A 14,762-nucleotide genomic window follows, 5' to 3' on the forward strand; every position below is an offset into this window, starting at 1 on the left:
CGGACGCACTTACGCGCCGCGCGCGGGGAAGATGCTCTTTTTCACGAGCGCGTGCACGCCCCAGTTGCCATCCACCACCTGGGTGATACCGAAGTCCACGGCAATCGACATCAGCGAGATGGCCTCGTCCTCTCCCAGCCCCTGGGTGGTCATGAGGAAGTGGCGCATCTTGTGATAGGCGTCGCGCAGCGCCAGGTCCACGGAAGACTTTTTGAAGATCTGGTTTTGTGCATCAGGCCCCAGCTCCGCCAGGTAGTTGGCGTAGCTGAAGCCGTGCAGCAGCCATTCGTCCTGGGTTTCGAGCAGCGGATAGGCCAGCTCGGCCAGCGGAGTTCCAGGCAGGTCCGCCTTCTTGTGCAGAACCAGCTGGAAGGTGCCGGTCAGCGAGCACTCGATGGCCGTGCCGCACAGCTCGGAGTCCCCCTGCGAGGCATGCGGATCGCCCACGGTGAAGTTGGCCCCTGGCACGGCCACGGGGAAATACATGGTCGCCCCCTTGCCGATGCGCCAGTTGTCGATGTTGCCGCCCGTGTGGTTGGGCGGAATGGAGCTGGCCATCTCCACCTCGGCCGGCGCCACGCCGATGGTGCCGAAGTGCGGGCGCACGGGAACGCGGATATTGCGCAGCACGTTTTCGTTCTTGCTGATCGTGCGGTGGTCCACGGGCACGCCCGGATAGTCGATGGTCGGATGGACCACGCCAAAGGGGTCGGTCTGCGGCGTCCAGCGGTAGTTGTAGACGGCGCGGGCCCAGTTGCGCTCGCCGGTCGCATCCACCTCGTAGATGGTGACCACCTCGCGCTTTCGGGGCTCGGTGAGCGTGTCGCCATAGTGAAAGCCCCAGTTCGCCGCCGCATTGCTGCCGAAGGTCCGGCCCTTGAACTGCGGGTTGCCCGAGGGGCGTGGCACCACATCAATGATGCGCACTTCCAGCACATCGCCGGGCTGGGCGCCCTTGATGCGTACCGGCCCCGTGCAGATGTGCACGCCCTGGCCTCCGCCTGCGCCGTTCTTGGCGTCCATGGGACCGGCGCCCCGGCGATCGACGTTCTTGCGCTGGCTGTCCCAGTGGAACACGCTCTCGGCGCCAGGGTCGCCCCGGACCATGCGTTCGGCATCGTCATTGGCATGGTGGGTCAGCGTCTCCATGGTCACGTAGTCACCCGATTCGACTTCGACCACCGGCTTGGCCGATCTGCTGAAGTAGCCCCAGAGCACGGTGCTGGCAGAGGCGGGAATGTAGTAGTGGCTGGCCATGCCCTGGCCGGCCCGGGCGCCAGGCGCGCCCTGGGCAAAGGCCCGGGACGGTGCCATCGCGCCGCTGATGGCGCCGGCCGAGACCGCGCCGCCACCGACCACCATGGCGTCGCGCAGGAAGGAACGGCGTGCAACCTGGAATTCCTCGCGGATCAGCTTCTCGTCGGCTGGCGAAGCACCGTGCTGGCAGCCTGGGCCGCAGATATGTTCTTGGTGGGGGATGGTCATCGAAAATACTCCTGCTGTTGTGGATCGGTGCCGGCAGCGCCAGTGTCCAGGCGAGCATGTCCAGGCCGGTTGTTCCTGCGCGCACAAAAACTTGTCGCGGCTGCCATCCGGTGCGCCGGGCTTGGACAGGCAGTACGCGGCAGTTCATAGTTCGCCCCTGATGCACGACGATCCAAGACGCTTTTCCACCCACGCATTTCCCGATGCCTTGCGGCAGGCTGCGCTCAATGAGGCGCTGTCCAGGGCAGACATCCATGGCGAAGCGCCCACGCCACCGGCCACCCACCTGGCGCTGCGCAGCTCGCCACTGGGATCGGTATTCATCACGCTGGCCACCTCGCCCCTGACGCTGCGGGCCGTGGCCAAGCGGCTGCGCGGCCCGGGCCTGCTGCTGTGCGCCTTGCTGCAAGGCAGCGCCAATGCGGTGATCGAGGACGCCGCGTTCCCGCTCAAGGCCGGCTCGGCCTTGCTGCTGGAGTCAGACCGGGACTGGCAGCTGCAGTTGCCCGGCGACGGCCGCCTGCTGCTTGCGCGGCTGGAGTCCTCGAGCTTTCTGTTGCGCCTGCTGCGCTCGTGCCCGCCCGAGGCCCGGCACATCGGCGGGACAGGCGGTGTGGGGGCCATGTGCATGGCAATGGCGGCCTCACTGGCAGAGCAGATCGACACACTGGCACAGGACGATCTGCTGTCGGTGGAGGCCACGCTCACCGACATGCTGGTCACCTGCCTGACACCGCGCGCCAGCAATCCCGAGCAGGAGCAGGCCGAGGCGACCGAGCCGCCCAGCGCCGTGCAGCTTGGCCATCTGCGCCGCATCTGCCGCGCCATCGAAACCCGGCTGGGCGATGCCGAGCTGTCCATCGATGCCATCGCCGACGCCGAGGGGCTGTCCACGCGCTATCTGCAAAAGCTGTTCAAGGGAGCGGCCACCAGCTTCAGCACCTACCTGCGCGAACGCCGGCTGGAGCGCTGCCGCATGGACCTGAGCAACCGCTCGCTGCAGCATTTCTCCATTGCCGAGCTGTGCTTTCGCTGGGGCTTTGGCGATGCCGCCAACTTCAGCCGCGCCTTCACGGCCCGCTATGGTCTGTCCCCCAAGGCCTATCGCGCCAGTCCCGCGCGCGTGCAGGATGCGCCGCCCGGCCAGCGCGGACGCCCCTCGCCCGCCGAGAGCGCTGCGCAGGGTGCAGAACCGGCCGCAGCGCGCCTGGCACACAGCCCGTTCCAGGCCCTGCTGCGCGACCATGCACGCTACGCCCAGGCGCTGGCCCTTGTGCCCAAGCGCTCGGCGCACGCGGACAATGGCGGTGCGTCGCCCCAGCATTACTACCTTCCGGTCTCCGACAAGACCGTGCACTGGGGCTACCTGAGCCGTTCACTCAAGCCCGTGCTTTCGGTGCGCTCGGGTGACGTGGTGACCATGGAGACGCTGACCCAGCATGCCTCGGACGACTGGGAACGCATGATCGAGGGCGATCCCGGCGCCGAAAGCGTGTTCCACTGGACCGCAGCCCAGAAGGCCGTGGACCGGCGCGGCGCGGGCCCGATGGACGCCTCGATCTACGGCCGCGGCGCGGGCGAGGGCTTCGGCGTGCACATCTGCACCGGCCCCATCTATGTGCATGAGGCCGAACCCGGCGACCTGCTGGAGATACGCATCCTCGACGTGCAGCCACGCCCCAGCTGCAGCCCCGCCCACCACGGCCGTGTCTTCGGCAGCAACGCCGCCGCCTGGTGGGGCTTTCACTACCGCGACCAGATCACGGAGCCCCGCCAGCGCGAAGTGGTCACCATCTACGAAATCGACCACGCACTGCCCGAGGAGCCCACGGCCCGCGCTGTCTACAACTACCGCTGGACGCCGCAGACCGACCCCTTCGGCGTGGTCCATCCGACCATCGACTACCCGGGCGTGCCCGTGGACCCCGCCAGCATCACCCGGCGCTTTGGTGTGCTGGACAAGGCACGCGTGCCGCTGCGTCCGCATTTCGGCATGCTGGCCGTGGCACCGCGAGAGGCCGGCCTGATCGACTCCATACCGCCGAGCTACTTCGGCGGCAACCTGGACAATTGGCGCGCCGGCAAGGGCGCGACGCTCTTCCTGCCCGTATCGGTGCCCGGCGCGCTGTTTTCGGTGGGAGACCCGCATGCATCCCAAGGCGACTCGGAACTGTGCGGCACGGCCATCGAATGTTCGCTGACCGGCAGCTTCGAGCTGCGGGTGCACAAGCGCGCCGCGCTGGACAACCGCTTCCTTGCAGAGCTGGACCACCCTTTCCTGGAGACCGGCTCCGAATGGGTGATACAGGGCTTCAGCTTCACCGACCACCTGGCCGAACTGGGCAGCCAGGCGCAGTCCCAGGTCTATCGCAAGTCATCGCTGGAAGGCGCCATGCGTGACGCCTTCCACAAGGCAAGGCGCTATCTGATGCTGGCCCACGGGCTGGACGAGGACGAGGCCGTATCGCTGATCTCCGTGGCCGTGGACTTCGCCGTGACGCAGGTGGTGGACGGCAACTGGGGCGTGCACGCCGTGATCAAGAAGACGCTGTTTCCGCCGGAACTCTCGGCGTCCACCCAGGCGGGCCAATGAAGCCCGCCCGGGATCAGACCCGTGCCAGGAAACGCGCGATGCGCTGGGCAATGCGCTCGGGCTGCTCGCGGTGGGGGACGTGGCCGCCGCCGGCCACGATCTCCACCTCCACCGGGCCGCTGGCCCGGTCGCGGATGCGCTCGGGATGGACCAGGGAGCCGAACTCGTCGAGCTCTCCATGGATGGCCAGCACCGGGCAGCGCACGCGCTCCAGCGCCTCGTCCAGCCGGTAGTCGGCAAAAGGCGGGGACAGCCAGGTATCGACCCAGGCAGACAGCACCCAGGCCGCCTTGTCGCCGTGGTATTTCTCCAGGCGCGCCAGTTGGCCGGGCCGGGCGAAATCCTGTTGGGCCGCGCGAATGCCCTGCAAGGTGCGATCTTCCACAAAGGCCTGGGCGGACTCCGTGACAACCGCCTTGCACTGCGCGCCATATCGGGCCGCCACCATGGCGGCCATGCCGCCGCCCACGCTGTGGCCCAGCACAATGAAATCCCCAAGGCCCAGCCCCTGGTGCACGGCCGGGAACACGGTCTCTGCCTCCCGGGCCACAAAGCCAGGCCCCAGCGTGCCCGGATAGGGGTCGGACTGGCCAAAGCCCAGCCGGTCATAGGCCAGCACATCGCGGCGCGTGGCCTCGGCCAGTTGCTGCGGGAAATCGCGCCACAGCGCCACCGAGCCCAGCGAGTCGTGCAGCAGCACGATGGGCGCGCGCGCCGGGCCTTGTTCGCCTTCGCCGGCCGCCGGCGCCTGCCAGCGCCTGACGTAGATGCTGCCCTGCGGCGTGGGAATGCGGATTTCGTTCAAGGATGCGGGGATGTCGGTCATGCACGAGGAAGGCATCGAAAAAAACTCCATGCCGGTCGGCGCCGGCCCGGCAGACATCATGCGCCTGCATGCCGCCAGAGGGCGACACCGTGGCGACGCGCTGGGCGGAATGCGGCAGCTTTTGTCTCTCTCGGGGCAGCTTTTGCGAACCAGGGCGCGCGGGTTCCTCCGATGGTGAGAGGCCAGGCAGCGGCGTATAAGTTGAAGCCACCCCATGCACGCGAAGGCCTGCCATGTCACACGCTTCCGCTCCCCTGCCCGGCGCCGCACAGGCTGCCGTGGACCCGCGCCAGTTCAAGAGCTTTGCCGAGTTCTATCCGTTCTACCTTCAGGAACACAGCAACCGTACCTGCCGGCGCCTGCACTTCGTCGGCTCCACGCTGGCGCTGCTGTGCCTGTTCGCGCTGTTCCTGACCGGCAGTTTCTGGTTCCTGCTCGGCGGCCTGCTGTTCGGCTACGGCTTTGCCTGGATAGGGCACTTCGGCTTCGAGAAAAACCGGCCCGCCAGCTTCAAGCGCCCGCTGTACAGCTTTCGCGGCGACTGGGTGATGTGGCGCGACATCCTCACCGGACGCATTGCGCTCTAAAGCGCCGCGCCGGGCACTACGGCCGGGGCCGGCTCTCCAGCAGGCTGGCCAGCGTCATGCCTGCCAAGCCCGTGCGCTCCCACAACGGCTGCACGGCCGCAGAAGGAGCCAGCAGCAGGCGTTCGACCAGGGGTGCCAAGGGCGTGTGTTGCGGGTCCACCAGCAGCATGTAGCGTGGCTCGGTGCCCTCGCTGCCCGCCGCAACGCCTGGCGCCTGCACCGTTCCCACCCAGTCGAGCACAGACAGCGCCTGCAGCACCGGATCGATCTGCTGCCAGTCCACATGCAGGCGGCGTGCCAGATCGCTGGCATACAGGCCCTTGGCGGGCGACTCGCGCTCCTGCTCCAGGTACTGCAGGATTTCCACGGCCATCTCGAACTGCCAGCCCTGCTGTCCGGGCATGCGCTGCACGCCGGCCATGACGATGGGCAGATACGCGGTGACCACGGCGCCCAGCAGCACGATGATCCAGGCCATGTAGATCCAGATCAGCAGGATCGGCAAGGTGGCAAAGGTGCCGTAGATGACCGAGTAGGTAGGCACCGAGGCCAGGTACAGGCCCAGCGCCTTCTTGGCCAGCTCCATGCAGGTGGCCACGAACAGGCCGCCCACCCAGGCATGGCGCCAGCGCACCGCCGTATTGGGCACGTAGTGGTACAGGCCCGCCATGCCAGCGGCCAGCGCCAGGTACTCGATGGAATCGAAGATGAAGCGCAACCCCTCGGGCAGCGCATTGACCAGCCCGCGCGAGGCCGACATCACATAGGACGACAGCACCAGGCTCAGGCCCAGCACCAGCGGGCCCAGCGTGATCGCGGCCCAGTAGATCAGCACGCGCTGGCCCAGCGGCCGCAGTTGGCGCACGCGCCAGATGTTGTTGAGCGTGCGGTCTATGGTGAGGATCAGCGCGACCGCCGTGATCACCAGAATGGAAAAACCGGCCATGCCCAGCTGGCTGGCCTTGGAGGCGAACTGCGTCAGATAGCCCAGCACCTGGCGTGCAATGGTCTCGGGGATCAGGCTGTCGATCAGCCAGCGCTCCAGCACGATCTGCACGCGCGAGAAGATGGGAAACGCCGTGAACAGCGCCAGCGCCACCGTGAAGAACGGCACCAGGGCCAGCACCGTGGTGAAGGTCAGGCTGCTGGCGGTGACGCCCAGCCGGTCCTCGCGAAAGCGTTCGCGCAGCGTGTGCGCGGTATTGCGCCAGGGAAAGCAGCGCAGGCGCTCGCGCCAGGATGGGGGCACCACCGGCTCGGGCCGCTCCATCAGCGAAAGGCTGCGCTCCCGTTCGGGCGCGGGCAGTGCAACGGCACCGTCCTCCAGGCCACCGGCAGGCTCCTGCCCGGGGCCGCCGCTCATCGCCATATCTCCGCTGCAACGCGCGTGCCTGAAACGGGAACGCGCGTGACCATCCAAGCAATCACATGTTCAAAGGACAAGACCATGGCCGATATGATGCCACCCCGATGACTGATTCCATTTCTCGCCCCGGCGCCGATGTCGCCGCCACCCGCTGGCTGGCGGTCTCCAGCCTCATGGGCCTGATCGTGCTGAGCCTGGCCTGGGAACTGTGGCTGGCGCCCATGCGGCCAGGGGGCTCCTGGCTGGTGCTCAAGGCCCTGCCGCTGGCGATTCCGCTGATCGGCCTGCTCAAGCACCGCATGTATACCTACCGCTGGGTCAGCCTGCTGGTGTGGATCTATTTCACCGAGGGCGTCGTGCGCGCCTGGAGCGACCCGGCGCCCGGCCGCTGGCTGGCGCTGCTCGAAGTTTTCCTGTGCCTGATGCTGTTCACCGCCTGCGCCCTGCATGTGCGCTGGCGCCAGCGCAGCGCGCGCCGCGCGGCCCAGGCGGCCGGCGGCTGAGTCCCCGTTTTCATGCCTTCACGTCTTTGAAAGAAGTTGCAACATGACTGCACTGCTTGAACGCCTGCGCCAGATCGTCGGCGAAGCCCATGTCCTCACCGAGGGCGACCTCGTCGCCTATGAACAGGACTGGCGCCGCCGCGTGCGCGGCAAGTCCCTGGCCGTGGTGCGCCCGGCCAGCACGGCCGAGGTGGCTGCCGTGGTGCGCGAATGCGCGGCCGCAGGCACCAGCATCATCCCGCAGGGCGGCAACACCGGGCTGTCGGTGGGGTCCACACCGGACGACAGCGGCACGCAGGTCGTGCTCAGCCTCACGCGCCTGAATGCCGTGCGCAACATCGACCGCGACAACCTGAGCTTCACCGTCGAGGCCGGCTGCATCCTGCAAAGCCTGCAGGAGCTTGCCGAGAAAGAGGGCCTGCTGTTCCCGCTGTCGCTGGCCGCCGAAGGCAGCTGCACGATTGGCGGCAACCTGGGCACGAACGCGGGCGGCACCCAGGTGGTGCGCTACGGCAACACGCGCGAGCTGTGCCTGGGCCTGGAAGTGGTCACCCCGCAGGGCGAGATCTGGGACGGCCTCAAGGGCCTGCGCAAGGACAACACCGGCTACGACCTGCGCGACCTGTTCATCGGCAGCGAAGGCACGCTGGGCATCATCACCGCCGCCACCATGAAGCTGTTCCCGCAGCCTGCGGCACAGCTCACGGCCTTCGCCGCCGTGCCCTCCATGGAAGCGGCCGTGCGCCTGCTGGGCATGGCGCACCAGTACCTGGGCGCGGGCCTGACGGGCTTCGAGGTCATGGGCCAGTTCGCGCTGTCGCTGGTGATCAAGCACATGCCCCAGCTGCGCGTGCCCTTTGCGGGCCTGGACGGCGCGCCGCCCTATTACGTGCTGGTCGAGAACTCGGACAGCGAGTCCGAGCAGCATGCGCGCGAGCGTTTCGAGGCGCTGCTGGAGCTGGCCTTCGAGGACGGCTGCGTGCTCGACGCCGTGGTGGCCGAAAGCCTGTCGCAGGCCCATGAGCTGTGGCACATCCGCGAGAGCATTCCGCTGGCCCAGGCCGAGGAAGGCCTGAACATCAAGCACGACATCTCCATTGCGGCATCGCGCATTCCCGCCTTCGTCGAACACACCGATGCCGTGCTGCAGCGCGAAATCCCGGGCGTGCGCCTGGTCAACTTCGGCCACCTGGGCGACGGCAACCTGCACTACAACGTGCAGGCACCCGTGGGCGGCGACGCCAAGGCCTTCCTCAATGAGCGCGAGCACCTGGTCAACCACCTGGTCTACGAGGCCGTGGCCGAATTCGGCGGCTCGTTCTCTGCCGAGCACGGCGTGGGCGCGCTCAAGGTGGACAAGCTGGAAAAGTACCAGTCGCCCGTGGCCCTGGGCATGATGCGCGCCATCAAGCAGGCATTGGATCCTCAAGGCCTGATGAATCCCGGCTGCATCCTGGCGCGCGCCTGATCCGGCAGCGCCGGCTTATCAAGAAGGGGCAGGGCCGCGTGGCGGCGCTGCCCCTTCTTGCATCCAAACGCGGTCAGGTGCGGCCAAACTCGGCCAGGTGCGGCCAGGTGCGGCCAGGTGCAGATCAGGAAGCGGGCTTGTTGCTCTCGACCACGGCAAAGGACTTCTGCACCTGGCTGGGCCAGGCGATGTCGGCACCGGCCGCGTCGGAGAAGTCGGTCTGCTTGCCATCGGTCAGCAGCCACACGCGCAGTGCGTTGCGCGCGGGATCGATCACGATGGCGCCCATCTCCTCGCCGCCCTGGTGGGGGCGCAGGCCGACGATGCTCCACACATCGCCTTCCTTGGTCAGAGGGCCCACGGTGCGCATATTGCTCAGCAGGGTCGGGTAGCTGGTGCCCAGCAGCGCCTTGAGCCGGTCGGCCAGCACGCCCTGCTCCAGGTAGTTGGTGCCGTCGTAGGGATACTTGCCCACGTACTCGGCCAGGCTGTCCAGGCCGGGCTCGCCCGCCTTGGCCGTGGACGGCAGGCGCGTGCGCTCGGGAAAGTTCAGCGTCAATGCGGGCGCGGGCGCGGCCACATCGAGTGCCACGGACTGCACGGCCTTGGGAGTGGGAACGGTGGGAGAGCGCGGATCACAGGCTGTCAGCGCCAGCATGGCGGCACCCAGTGCGATTCCGGCCTGCCAGGGGGAGAGCATGGAAGACATGCGCAAGCTCCTTGTCAAAGCGGATGCGAAAAAACCATGGCGCCGGTGTGAAAGCCCAGGCAAGACACCGGCGCCCGTCGGCAGTCATTTTCGCACCGGGGGTTGCAAACCTTGTTTCGAGGGGCATGGATACCGTCGGACAAGGCGCCGTATTCATCAAGGGATAATCCCCGCCATGAACATGACTGCCGCGCCCCGCCCTGCCCGCTCACAGTACGAAGATTTCATGCGCCATGTCTACGAACATGGCGTGTCCAAGACCGACCGTACCGGAACGGGTACGCGCAGCGTGTTCGGGCACCAGATGCGCTTCGATCTGTCCGAAGGCTTTCCGCTGGTCACCACCAAGAAGGTGCACCTCAAATCCATCATCCTGGAACTGCTGTGGTTCCTGCGCGGCGACAGCAACGTGCGCTGGCTGCAGGAGCGTGGCTGCACCATCTGGAACGAATGGGCACGCGAGGACGGCGACCTGGGCCCGGTCTACGGCGTGCAATGGCGCAGCTGGCCCACGCCGGACGGCGGCCACATCGACCAGATCGCCGAAGTGGTCAAGCAGCTCAAGAGCAACCCGGACAGCCGCCGCATCATCGTCAGCGCCTGGAACGTGGCCGACCTGCCGCAGATGGCGCTCATGCCCTGCCACGCCTTCTTCCAGTTCTATGTGGCCGACGGCAAGCTCAGTTGCCAGCTGTACCAGCGCAGCGCGGACATCTTCCTGGGTGTTCCCTTCAACATCGCCAGCTACGCATTGCTGACCCACATGCTGGCCCAGCAATGCGACCTGCAGGTGGGCGACTTCATCTGGACCGGCGGCGACTGCCATATCTACAACAACCACTTCGCCCAGGTCGAGACCCAGCTGGCGCGCCAGCCCTTCGCCTACCCGACGCTGCAGATCAAGCGCCGGCCCGACTCCATCTTCGGCTACGAGTACGAGGATTTCGAGGTCGTCGGCTACCAGCACCACGAGCCCATCAAGGCCCCCGTGGCCGTCTGAGGCTGCAGAAAGACCCGCCCGATGGCCATCCATCTCATCTACGCACGCGCCGCCAACGGCGTTATCGGCAAGGACAATGCCATGCCCTGGCACCTGCCCGAGGACCTGGCGCACTTCAAGCAATTGACCCAGGGCTCGGCCGTGGTCATGGGCCGCAAGACCTGGGACTCGCTACCGGCCCGCTTCAGGCCGCTGCCCGGGCGCACCAACATCGTCGTCACGCGACAGGCGGACTGGGCGCCCGAGCCGGCCGCCCCCGGCGTGCTGCATGCCACCAGCCTGGAGCAGGCCATGGAACTGGGCCGCCAGGCATCGGCCGACGTCTGGGTCATGGGCGGTGCCCAGATCTACGCCCAGGCCCTGCCGCTGGCCGACAGCATCGAGGTGACCGAGATAGAGCGCGACTACGAAGGCGATGCCTTCGCCCCCACGCTCGGCCCCGAGTGGCAGGAAGCGTCACGCAGCCGCCATGTGGCCGCCAACGGGCTGCCCTACAGCTTTGTGCGCCTGCAACGACGCTGACATACCCCTGTCGCACACGGGGCTGGCGGGCGCGGCGGGTCTGTGCAAATAATGTCGTTTTTCCACGCCTTCGCCGTCTTTCGCGCCTCTTCGCCATGAGCCTCGTCCAGCCCTTGCCCCCCGGTCCGCTCGACATCGTCGGCGACATCCATGGAGAGTCCGAGGCGCTGGACCAGCTGCTGGGGCACCTGGGCTACGACGCGCTGGGCCGCCATCCCCAGGGTCGGCGCCTGGTCTTCGTCGGCGACTTCTGCGACCGGGGGCCCGACAGCCCGGGTGTGCTCGCCCGCGTCGTGCCCATGCTGGAGTCGGGCCATGCGCTGGCCGTGCTCGGCAACCATGAAATCAACCTGCTGCGCGAGGATGCCAAGGACGGCTCCGGCTGGTTCTTCGACAGCCGCGTGGCCTCCGATACGCCCAAGTACGCGCCGTTCGCGCGCATGCCGCTGTGCGATATCCCTGACACCCTGGCCCTGCTGGAACGCCTGCCCATCGCCATGGAGCGCGAGGACCTGCGCGTGGTCCATGCGGCCTGGCGCCCGCAGCAGATCGCCATGGCGCGCGAGCTGCCGCTGGGCAGCGCACGCAGCGCCTACGACCACTACGAGGCCCTGGCTGCCCAGCAGGCCCAGGTCAACAAGGTGGCCGAGCGCATGCGTGCCGAACGCCAGCAATGGCCGCATGACCTGGAAGACCGCAACTGGCTGCCGCCCTTCCTGCCCGCGCACAGCGAGAGCGAACTGGCCAAGGCCATGGTCAACCCGCTGAAGGTGCTGACCTCGGGCGTGGAGCGCGAATGCCGCAATCCCTTCTACGCGGGCGGCAAGTGGCGCTTCGTCGAGCGCGTGGCCTGGTGGAACGAATATGAGGATGCCCAGGCCGTGGTCGTGGGCCACTACTGGCGGCGCCTGAACCGGGGCGGCCCGTCCTTCCACGGCGCCCAGGCCGAGAACCTGTTCGGCCAGACCGGTCCGCTGTCCTGGCACGGCCGGCGCGGCAATGTGTTCTGCGTGGACTACTCGGTCGGCGGCCGCTGGAACGCCCGCCTGGCCGGCGAAGACCCGCAGCAGCGCTTCAAGCTTGCCGCCATGCGCTGGCCCGAGCGCCGCCTGGTGTTCGACGACGGCGCCCAGGCGGACAGCGAGGAGTTCGGCGTTGCGGCGGCCGCTGCCGCATGACACGCGCTAGATCCGCGGCGCGTAGCGCAGCGTCAGCAACAGCGACCTGGGCGCACCGTAGTAGTTGTTGCCCGACACCGTGTTGTAAGAAGGCACGTAGTAGCGCTTGTCCAGCAGGTTGCTGACGTTGAGCGCCACGCTCAGCTCGGGCGAGACCTGGTAGGCCACGCGTGCATTCCACAGCGCAAAGCCTGCCAGGCGGAAGGCGCGGTCGGAGCTGAGGGTGTCGGTCTGTGCATTCACGCCCGTGCCCACCGTCCAGCGGCCCAGCTCGCCCGGCAGGCGGTAGCTGCCCCACAGGCGCAGCATGTGCCGGGGCGTCCAGGTGTTGAAGATCTGGCCCTGGTAGTCGGGGTCGGACAGGTAGCGCGTGGTGTTGTAGGTGTAGCCGGCCGCCAGTTCCAGGCCTGTGGCGACCTTGCCGGAGACCTCGGCCTCCAGGCCCTGGCTGCGCACCTTGCCCGAGGAGCGCGAGCAGTACCAGTCATCACATGCAAAGCCGCTGTCGTAGTCATTGACGGCGCGGTTTTTGTGCTCGTAGCGGAACACGGCCAATGCCATGTTCAGGCGGCCGTCGGCCATCTCGCCCTTGATGCCGGCCTCGTAGTTGCGGCCCTGCACCGGCTTGATCAGGTCGCCCTGCACGGTGCGCGCGGTCTGCGGCTCGAAGACGGTGGAGTAGCTGCTGTACAGCGACCAGTTGTCGTTGAGCGCATAGACGGCACCCGCGTAGGGGATGAAACGCCCCGTGGTCTTGCTGGTGGAAGAATCGCCCGATTGCGCGCGGTAGGCGAAGTCATACCAGCCCAGGCGCCCCCCGGCGATCAGCGTGAGCGCCTGCGTGGGCCTGACACGCCAGGTGCCGTACAGGCCCTTTTGCGTGATGTCGTAATTGCTGCGCACATCCGCGCCACGCGCGGCGATGCTTTCCATGTCCTGCCAGGGGCGGTTGTGGTCTATATCGAAGATGTTGCCGCCCGCGGTCCAGGCGCGCACGAAGCGGTCGCTGGTGGTGTAGTCAGCGTAGTTGGCGCCCAGCAGCACTTCCTGCTCCATGCCCAGCGCCTTGAAGCGGCCCGACAGCGACATGTCCAGGCCACGCTGCTGGTTGTTGAAGTCCACGCCGAAATCGCCGTAGCTCATGCCACTGCCATCGGGCTTGATGGGGCCCACGGCACGCTGGTGCACGTTGGTGTTCTTCTCGTTCATGGCCATGCCCACCATCTTGAAGCGCCAGTCCGCATTGAAGCGGTGTTCCAGGTCGGCGAACAGCATGTTCTGGTCATTGCCTGCACGGTTCCACATGGCGCCTGTGTAGGTGGAGCGCGGCAGGCCGATGTCGCTGCCGTCGGCAAAGCGCGGCAGGCCCACGATCATGGGGCGCGAGCGGCTGTGGCGCTGTCCCACGGCCAGGCCCACCGTGGTGCTGGCGCTGATGTCGTAGTCCAGCGCCGCGTAGATGTTGCGCACTCGGTCGCGCGTGTATTCGGTGAACCCGTGGCTGTAGTCCCCGTCCAGCACCACGCGGCCGCGCAGCGTGCCTTCCGCATTGAGCGGCGTGCTGGCATCCATCTGCAGGCCGTAGTGGTCATGGGAGCCGAGCTTGCCTGTGAAGACCACGGAGCGCTCGCGGCCCGGGCGCTTGCGCACCAGGTTGATCGCGCCGCCGGGGCTGCCCGCACCCTGCAGCAGGCCGGCCGCGCCGCGCAGGATTTCCACGCGGTCATAGAACACCAGCGACTCCTGCTCCCAGTTGCCCAGGCTGTAGGTATTGCGCGTGAACGGCAGGCCGTCGTACTGCAGCGAGTCCACCGCAAAGCCGCGCGCATTGATGGCCAGGCCCGCGCCCACGCCCTGCACGGCCACCATGCCGGTGGCGTTGTGGATGGCGTCGGGCAGGTTGGTCATGCCCTGGTCATCCATGCGCTGGCGCGTGAGCACGCTGACCGATTGCGGAATGTCCTTGAGCGCCTGCGCGGTCTTGCCCAGCGTGACCGTGCCGCTGGTGTAGGAGTCCGAGCCTTCGGTGACGCCGTCACGGATGCGCGTGTCGGTCACCATGACGGCCGGCAGGCCCGCCTCTGCCCCAGCGGCGGCCTGGCCGCGCGATGTGCGCACCTCGGGCAAGGGGCGCAGCGCATAGCCGCCATTGGGCTGCGCATGGGCGGCCAGCCCCGTGCCGGCCAGCAGCGCATCCAGGGCCGCAGGCGCTGCATGGTTTCCACTCAGGCCCGCGCTGCGCCTGCCCGTGATGTCGGCCGCCGTGTACGACAGCATGACGCGGCTTTCCTGGGCGAAGCGGGCCAGCGCGCCTTCCAGCGGGCCTGCCGGTATGGCGTAGCTGCGCACTTCGGAGGGAGCCTGGGCCTGGGCCTGCGCGGTTTGCGGCGCAAGGGCTGCGCTGACGGCGCACAGCGCCAGCGTGGTGCTGGCAGCCAGTGCCAGCGAATGGCGCCGGAAGGCCGGTGCCGCAGTGTGAGCAAGTCGTTGGACCATGAAATATCTCTTCCCTGAAAAGTGGCTTC

12 protein-coding genes are annotated in these 14,762 nt (G+C 67.6%); 7 read left to right on the top strand and 5 right to left on the bottom strand.

Annotated elements, in window-relative coordinates; translation table 11 throughout:
• Positions 1-9 precede the first annotated feature (9 nt).
• Positions 10-1,485: an acetamidase/formamidase family protein gene (locus tag CLV01_RS23315; protein ID WP_013801436.1), complete on the bottom strand. Its 1,476-nt coding sequence runs from the start codon at positions 1,483-1,485 to the stop codon at positions 10-12.
• 160 nt (positions 1,486-1,645) lie between these two features.
• On the opposite strand from CLV01_RS23315, the gene CLV01_RS23320 reads away from it, so the two are divergent.
• Positions 1,646-4,078, top strand: a complete 2,433-nt coding sequence (locus CLV01_RS23320; protein ID WP_099733098.1) for an acetamidase/formamidase family protein — start codon at positions 1,646-1,648, stop codon at positions 4,076-4,078.
• A gap of 13 nt (positions 4,079-4,091) precedes the next feature.
• Here the strand turns inward: CLV01_RS23320 and CLV01_RS23325 are convergent, their stop codons facing one another.
• Complete coding sequence (locus CLV01_RS23325; RefSeq protein ID WP_065346102.1) at positions 4,092-4,919, bottom strand: alpha/beta fold hydrolase; 828 nt, start codon at positions 4,917-4,919, stop codon at positions 4,092-4,094.
• Between the two features lie 218 nt (positions 4,920-5,137).
• On the opposite strand from CLV01_RS23325, the gene CLV01_RS23330 reads away from it, so the two are divergent.
• A complete protein-coding gene (locus tag CLV01_RS23330; RefSeq protein WP_043819042.1) occupies positions 5,138-5,491 on the top strand; it encodes an Mpo1-like protein in 354 nt (117 codons plus the stop codon).
• Between the two features lie 16 nt (positions 5,492-5,507).
• Here CLV01_RS23330 and CLV01_RS23335 read toward each other — a convergent pair whose 3' ends face one another.
• Positions 5,508-6,854: a YihY family inner membrane protein gene (locus tag CLV01_RS23335; protein WP_065346060.1), complete on the bottom strand. Its 1,347-nt coding sequence runs from the start codon at positions 6,852-6,854 to the stop codon at positions 5,508-5,510.
• 107 nt (positions 6,855-6,961) lie between these two features.
• Between CLV01_RS23335 and CLV01_RS23340 the strand changes: the two genes are divergently transcribed.
• Together CLV01_RS23340 and CLV01_RS23345 are read left to right on the top strand one after the other, a co-directional pair.
• Positions 6,962-7,360: a DUF2069 domain-containing protein gene (locus tag CLV01_RS23340; protein WP_016451330.1), complete on the top strand. Its 399-nt coding sequence runs from the start codon at positions 6,962-6,964 to the stop codon at positions 7,358-7,360.
• A 43-nt stretch (positions 7,361-7,403) separates the two neighbouring features.
• Positions 7,404-8,828, top strand: a complete 1,425-nt coding sequence (locus CLV01_RS23345) for an FAD-binding oxidoreductase (RefSeq protein ID WP_099733097.1) — start codon at positions 7,404-7,406, stop codon at positions 8,826-8,828.
• A gap of 124 nt (positions 8,829-8,952) precedes the next feature.
• Here CLV01_RS23345 and CLV01_RS23350 read toward each other — a convergent pair whose 3' ends face one another.
• Positions 8,953-9,537 (bottom strand): hypothetical protein, encoded by a 585-nt coding sequence (locus CLV01_RS23350; protein WP_071956513.1) that lies wholly within the window; start codon positions 9,535-9,537, stop codon positions 8,953-8,955.
• Between the two features lie 175 nt (positions 9,538-9,712).
• Here CLV01_RS23350 and CLV01_RS23355 point away from each other — a divergent pair, with 175 nt between their 5' ends.
• The 3 genes from CLV01_RS23355 to CLV01_RS23365 all read left to right on the top strand — a co-directional run bounded on the left by CLV01_RS23355 (position 9,713) and on the right by CLV01_RS23365 (position 12,237).
• On the top strand, positions 9,713-10,537 hold the full coding sequence (locus CLV01_RS23355; protein ID WP_099733096.1) for a thymidylate synthase: 825 nt from the start codon (positions 9,713-9,715) through the stop codon (positions 10,535-10,537).
• 21 nt (positions 10,538-10,558) lie between these two features.
• The gene (locus CLV01_RS23360; RefSeq protein WP_013801429.1) at positions 10,559-11,059 is read left to right on the top strand and encodes a dihydrofolate reductase; all 501 of its coding nucleotides are present in this window, start codon (positions 10,559-10,561) and stop codon (positions 11,057-11,059) included.
• A gap of 95 nt (positions 11,060-11,154) precedes the next feature.
• Positions 11,155-12,237 carry a metallophosphoesterase gene (locus CLV01_RS23365; RefSeq protein ID WP_013801428.1) on the top strand — a complete coding sequence of 361 codons (1,083 nt, stop codon included), beginning with the start codon at positions 11,155-11,157 and terminating at the stop codon, positions 12,235-12,237.
• Positions 12,238-12,243: 6 nt separating this feature from the next.
• On the opposite strand, the gene CLV01_RS23370 is transcribed toward CLV01_RS23365, so the two are convergent.
• A complete protein-coding gene (locus tag CLV01_RS23370; protein ID WP_099733095.1) occupies positions 12,244-14,733 on the bottom strand; it encodes a TonB-dependent siderophore receptor in 2,490 nt (829 codons plus the stop codon).
• Between the last annotated feature and the right edge of the window lie 29 nt (positions 14,734-14,762).

This window comes from Delftia sp. 60 (assembly GCF_002754395.1).
Taxonomy (GTDB): domain Bacteria; phylum Pseudomonadota; class Gammaproteobacteria; order Burkholderiales; family Burkholderiaceae_C; genus Comamonas; species Comamonas acidovorans.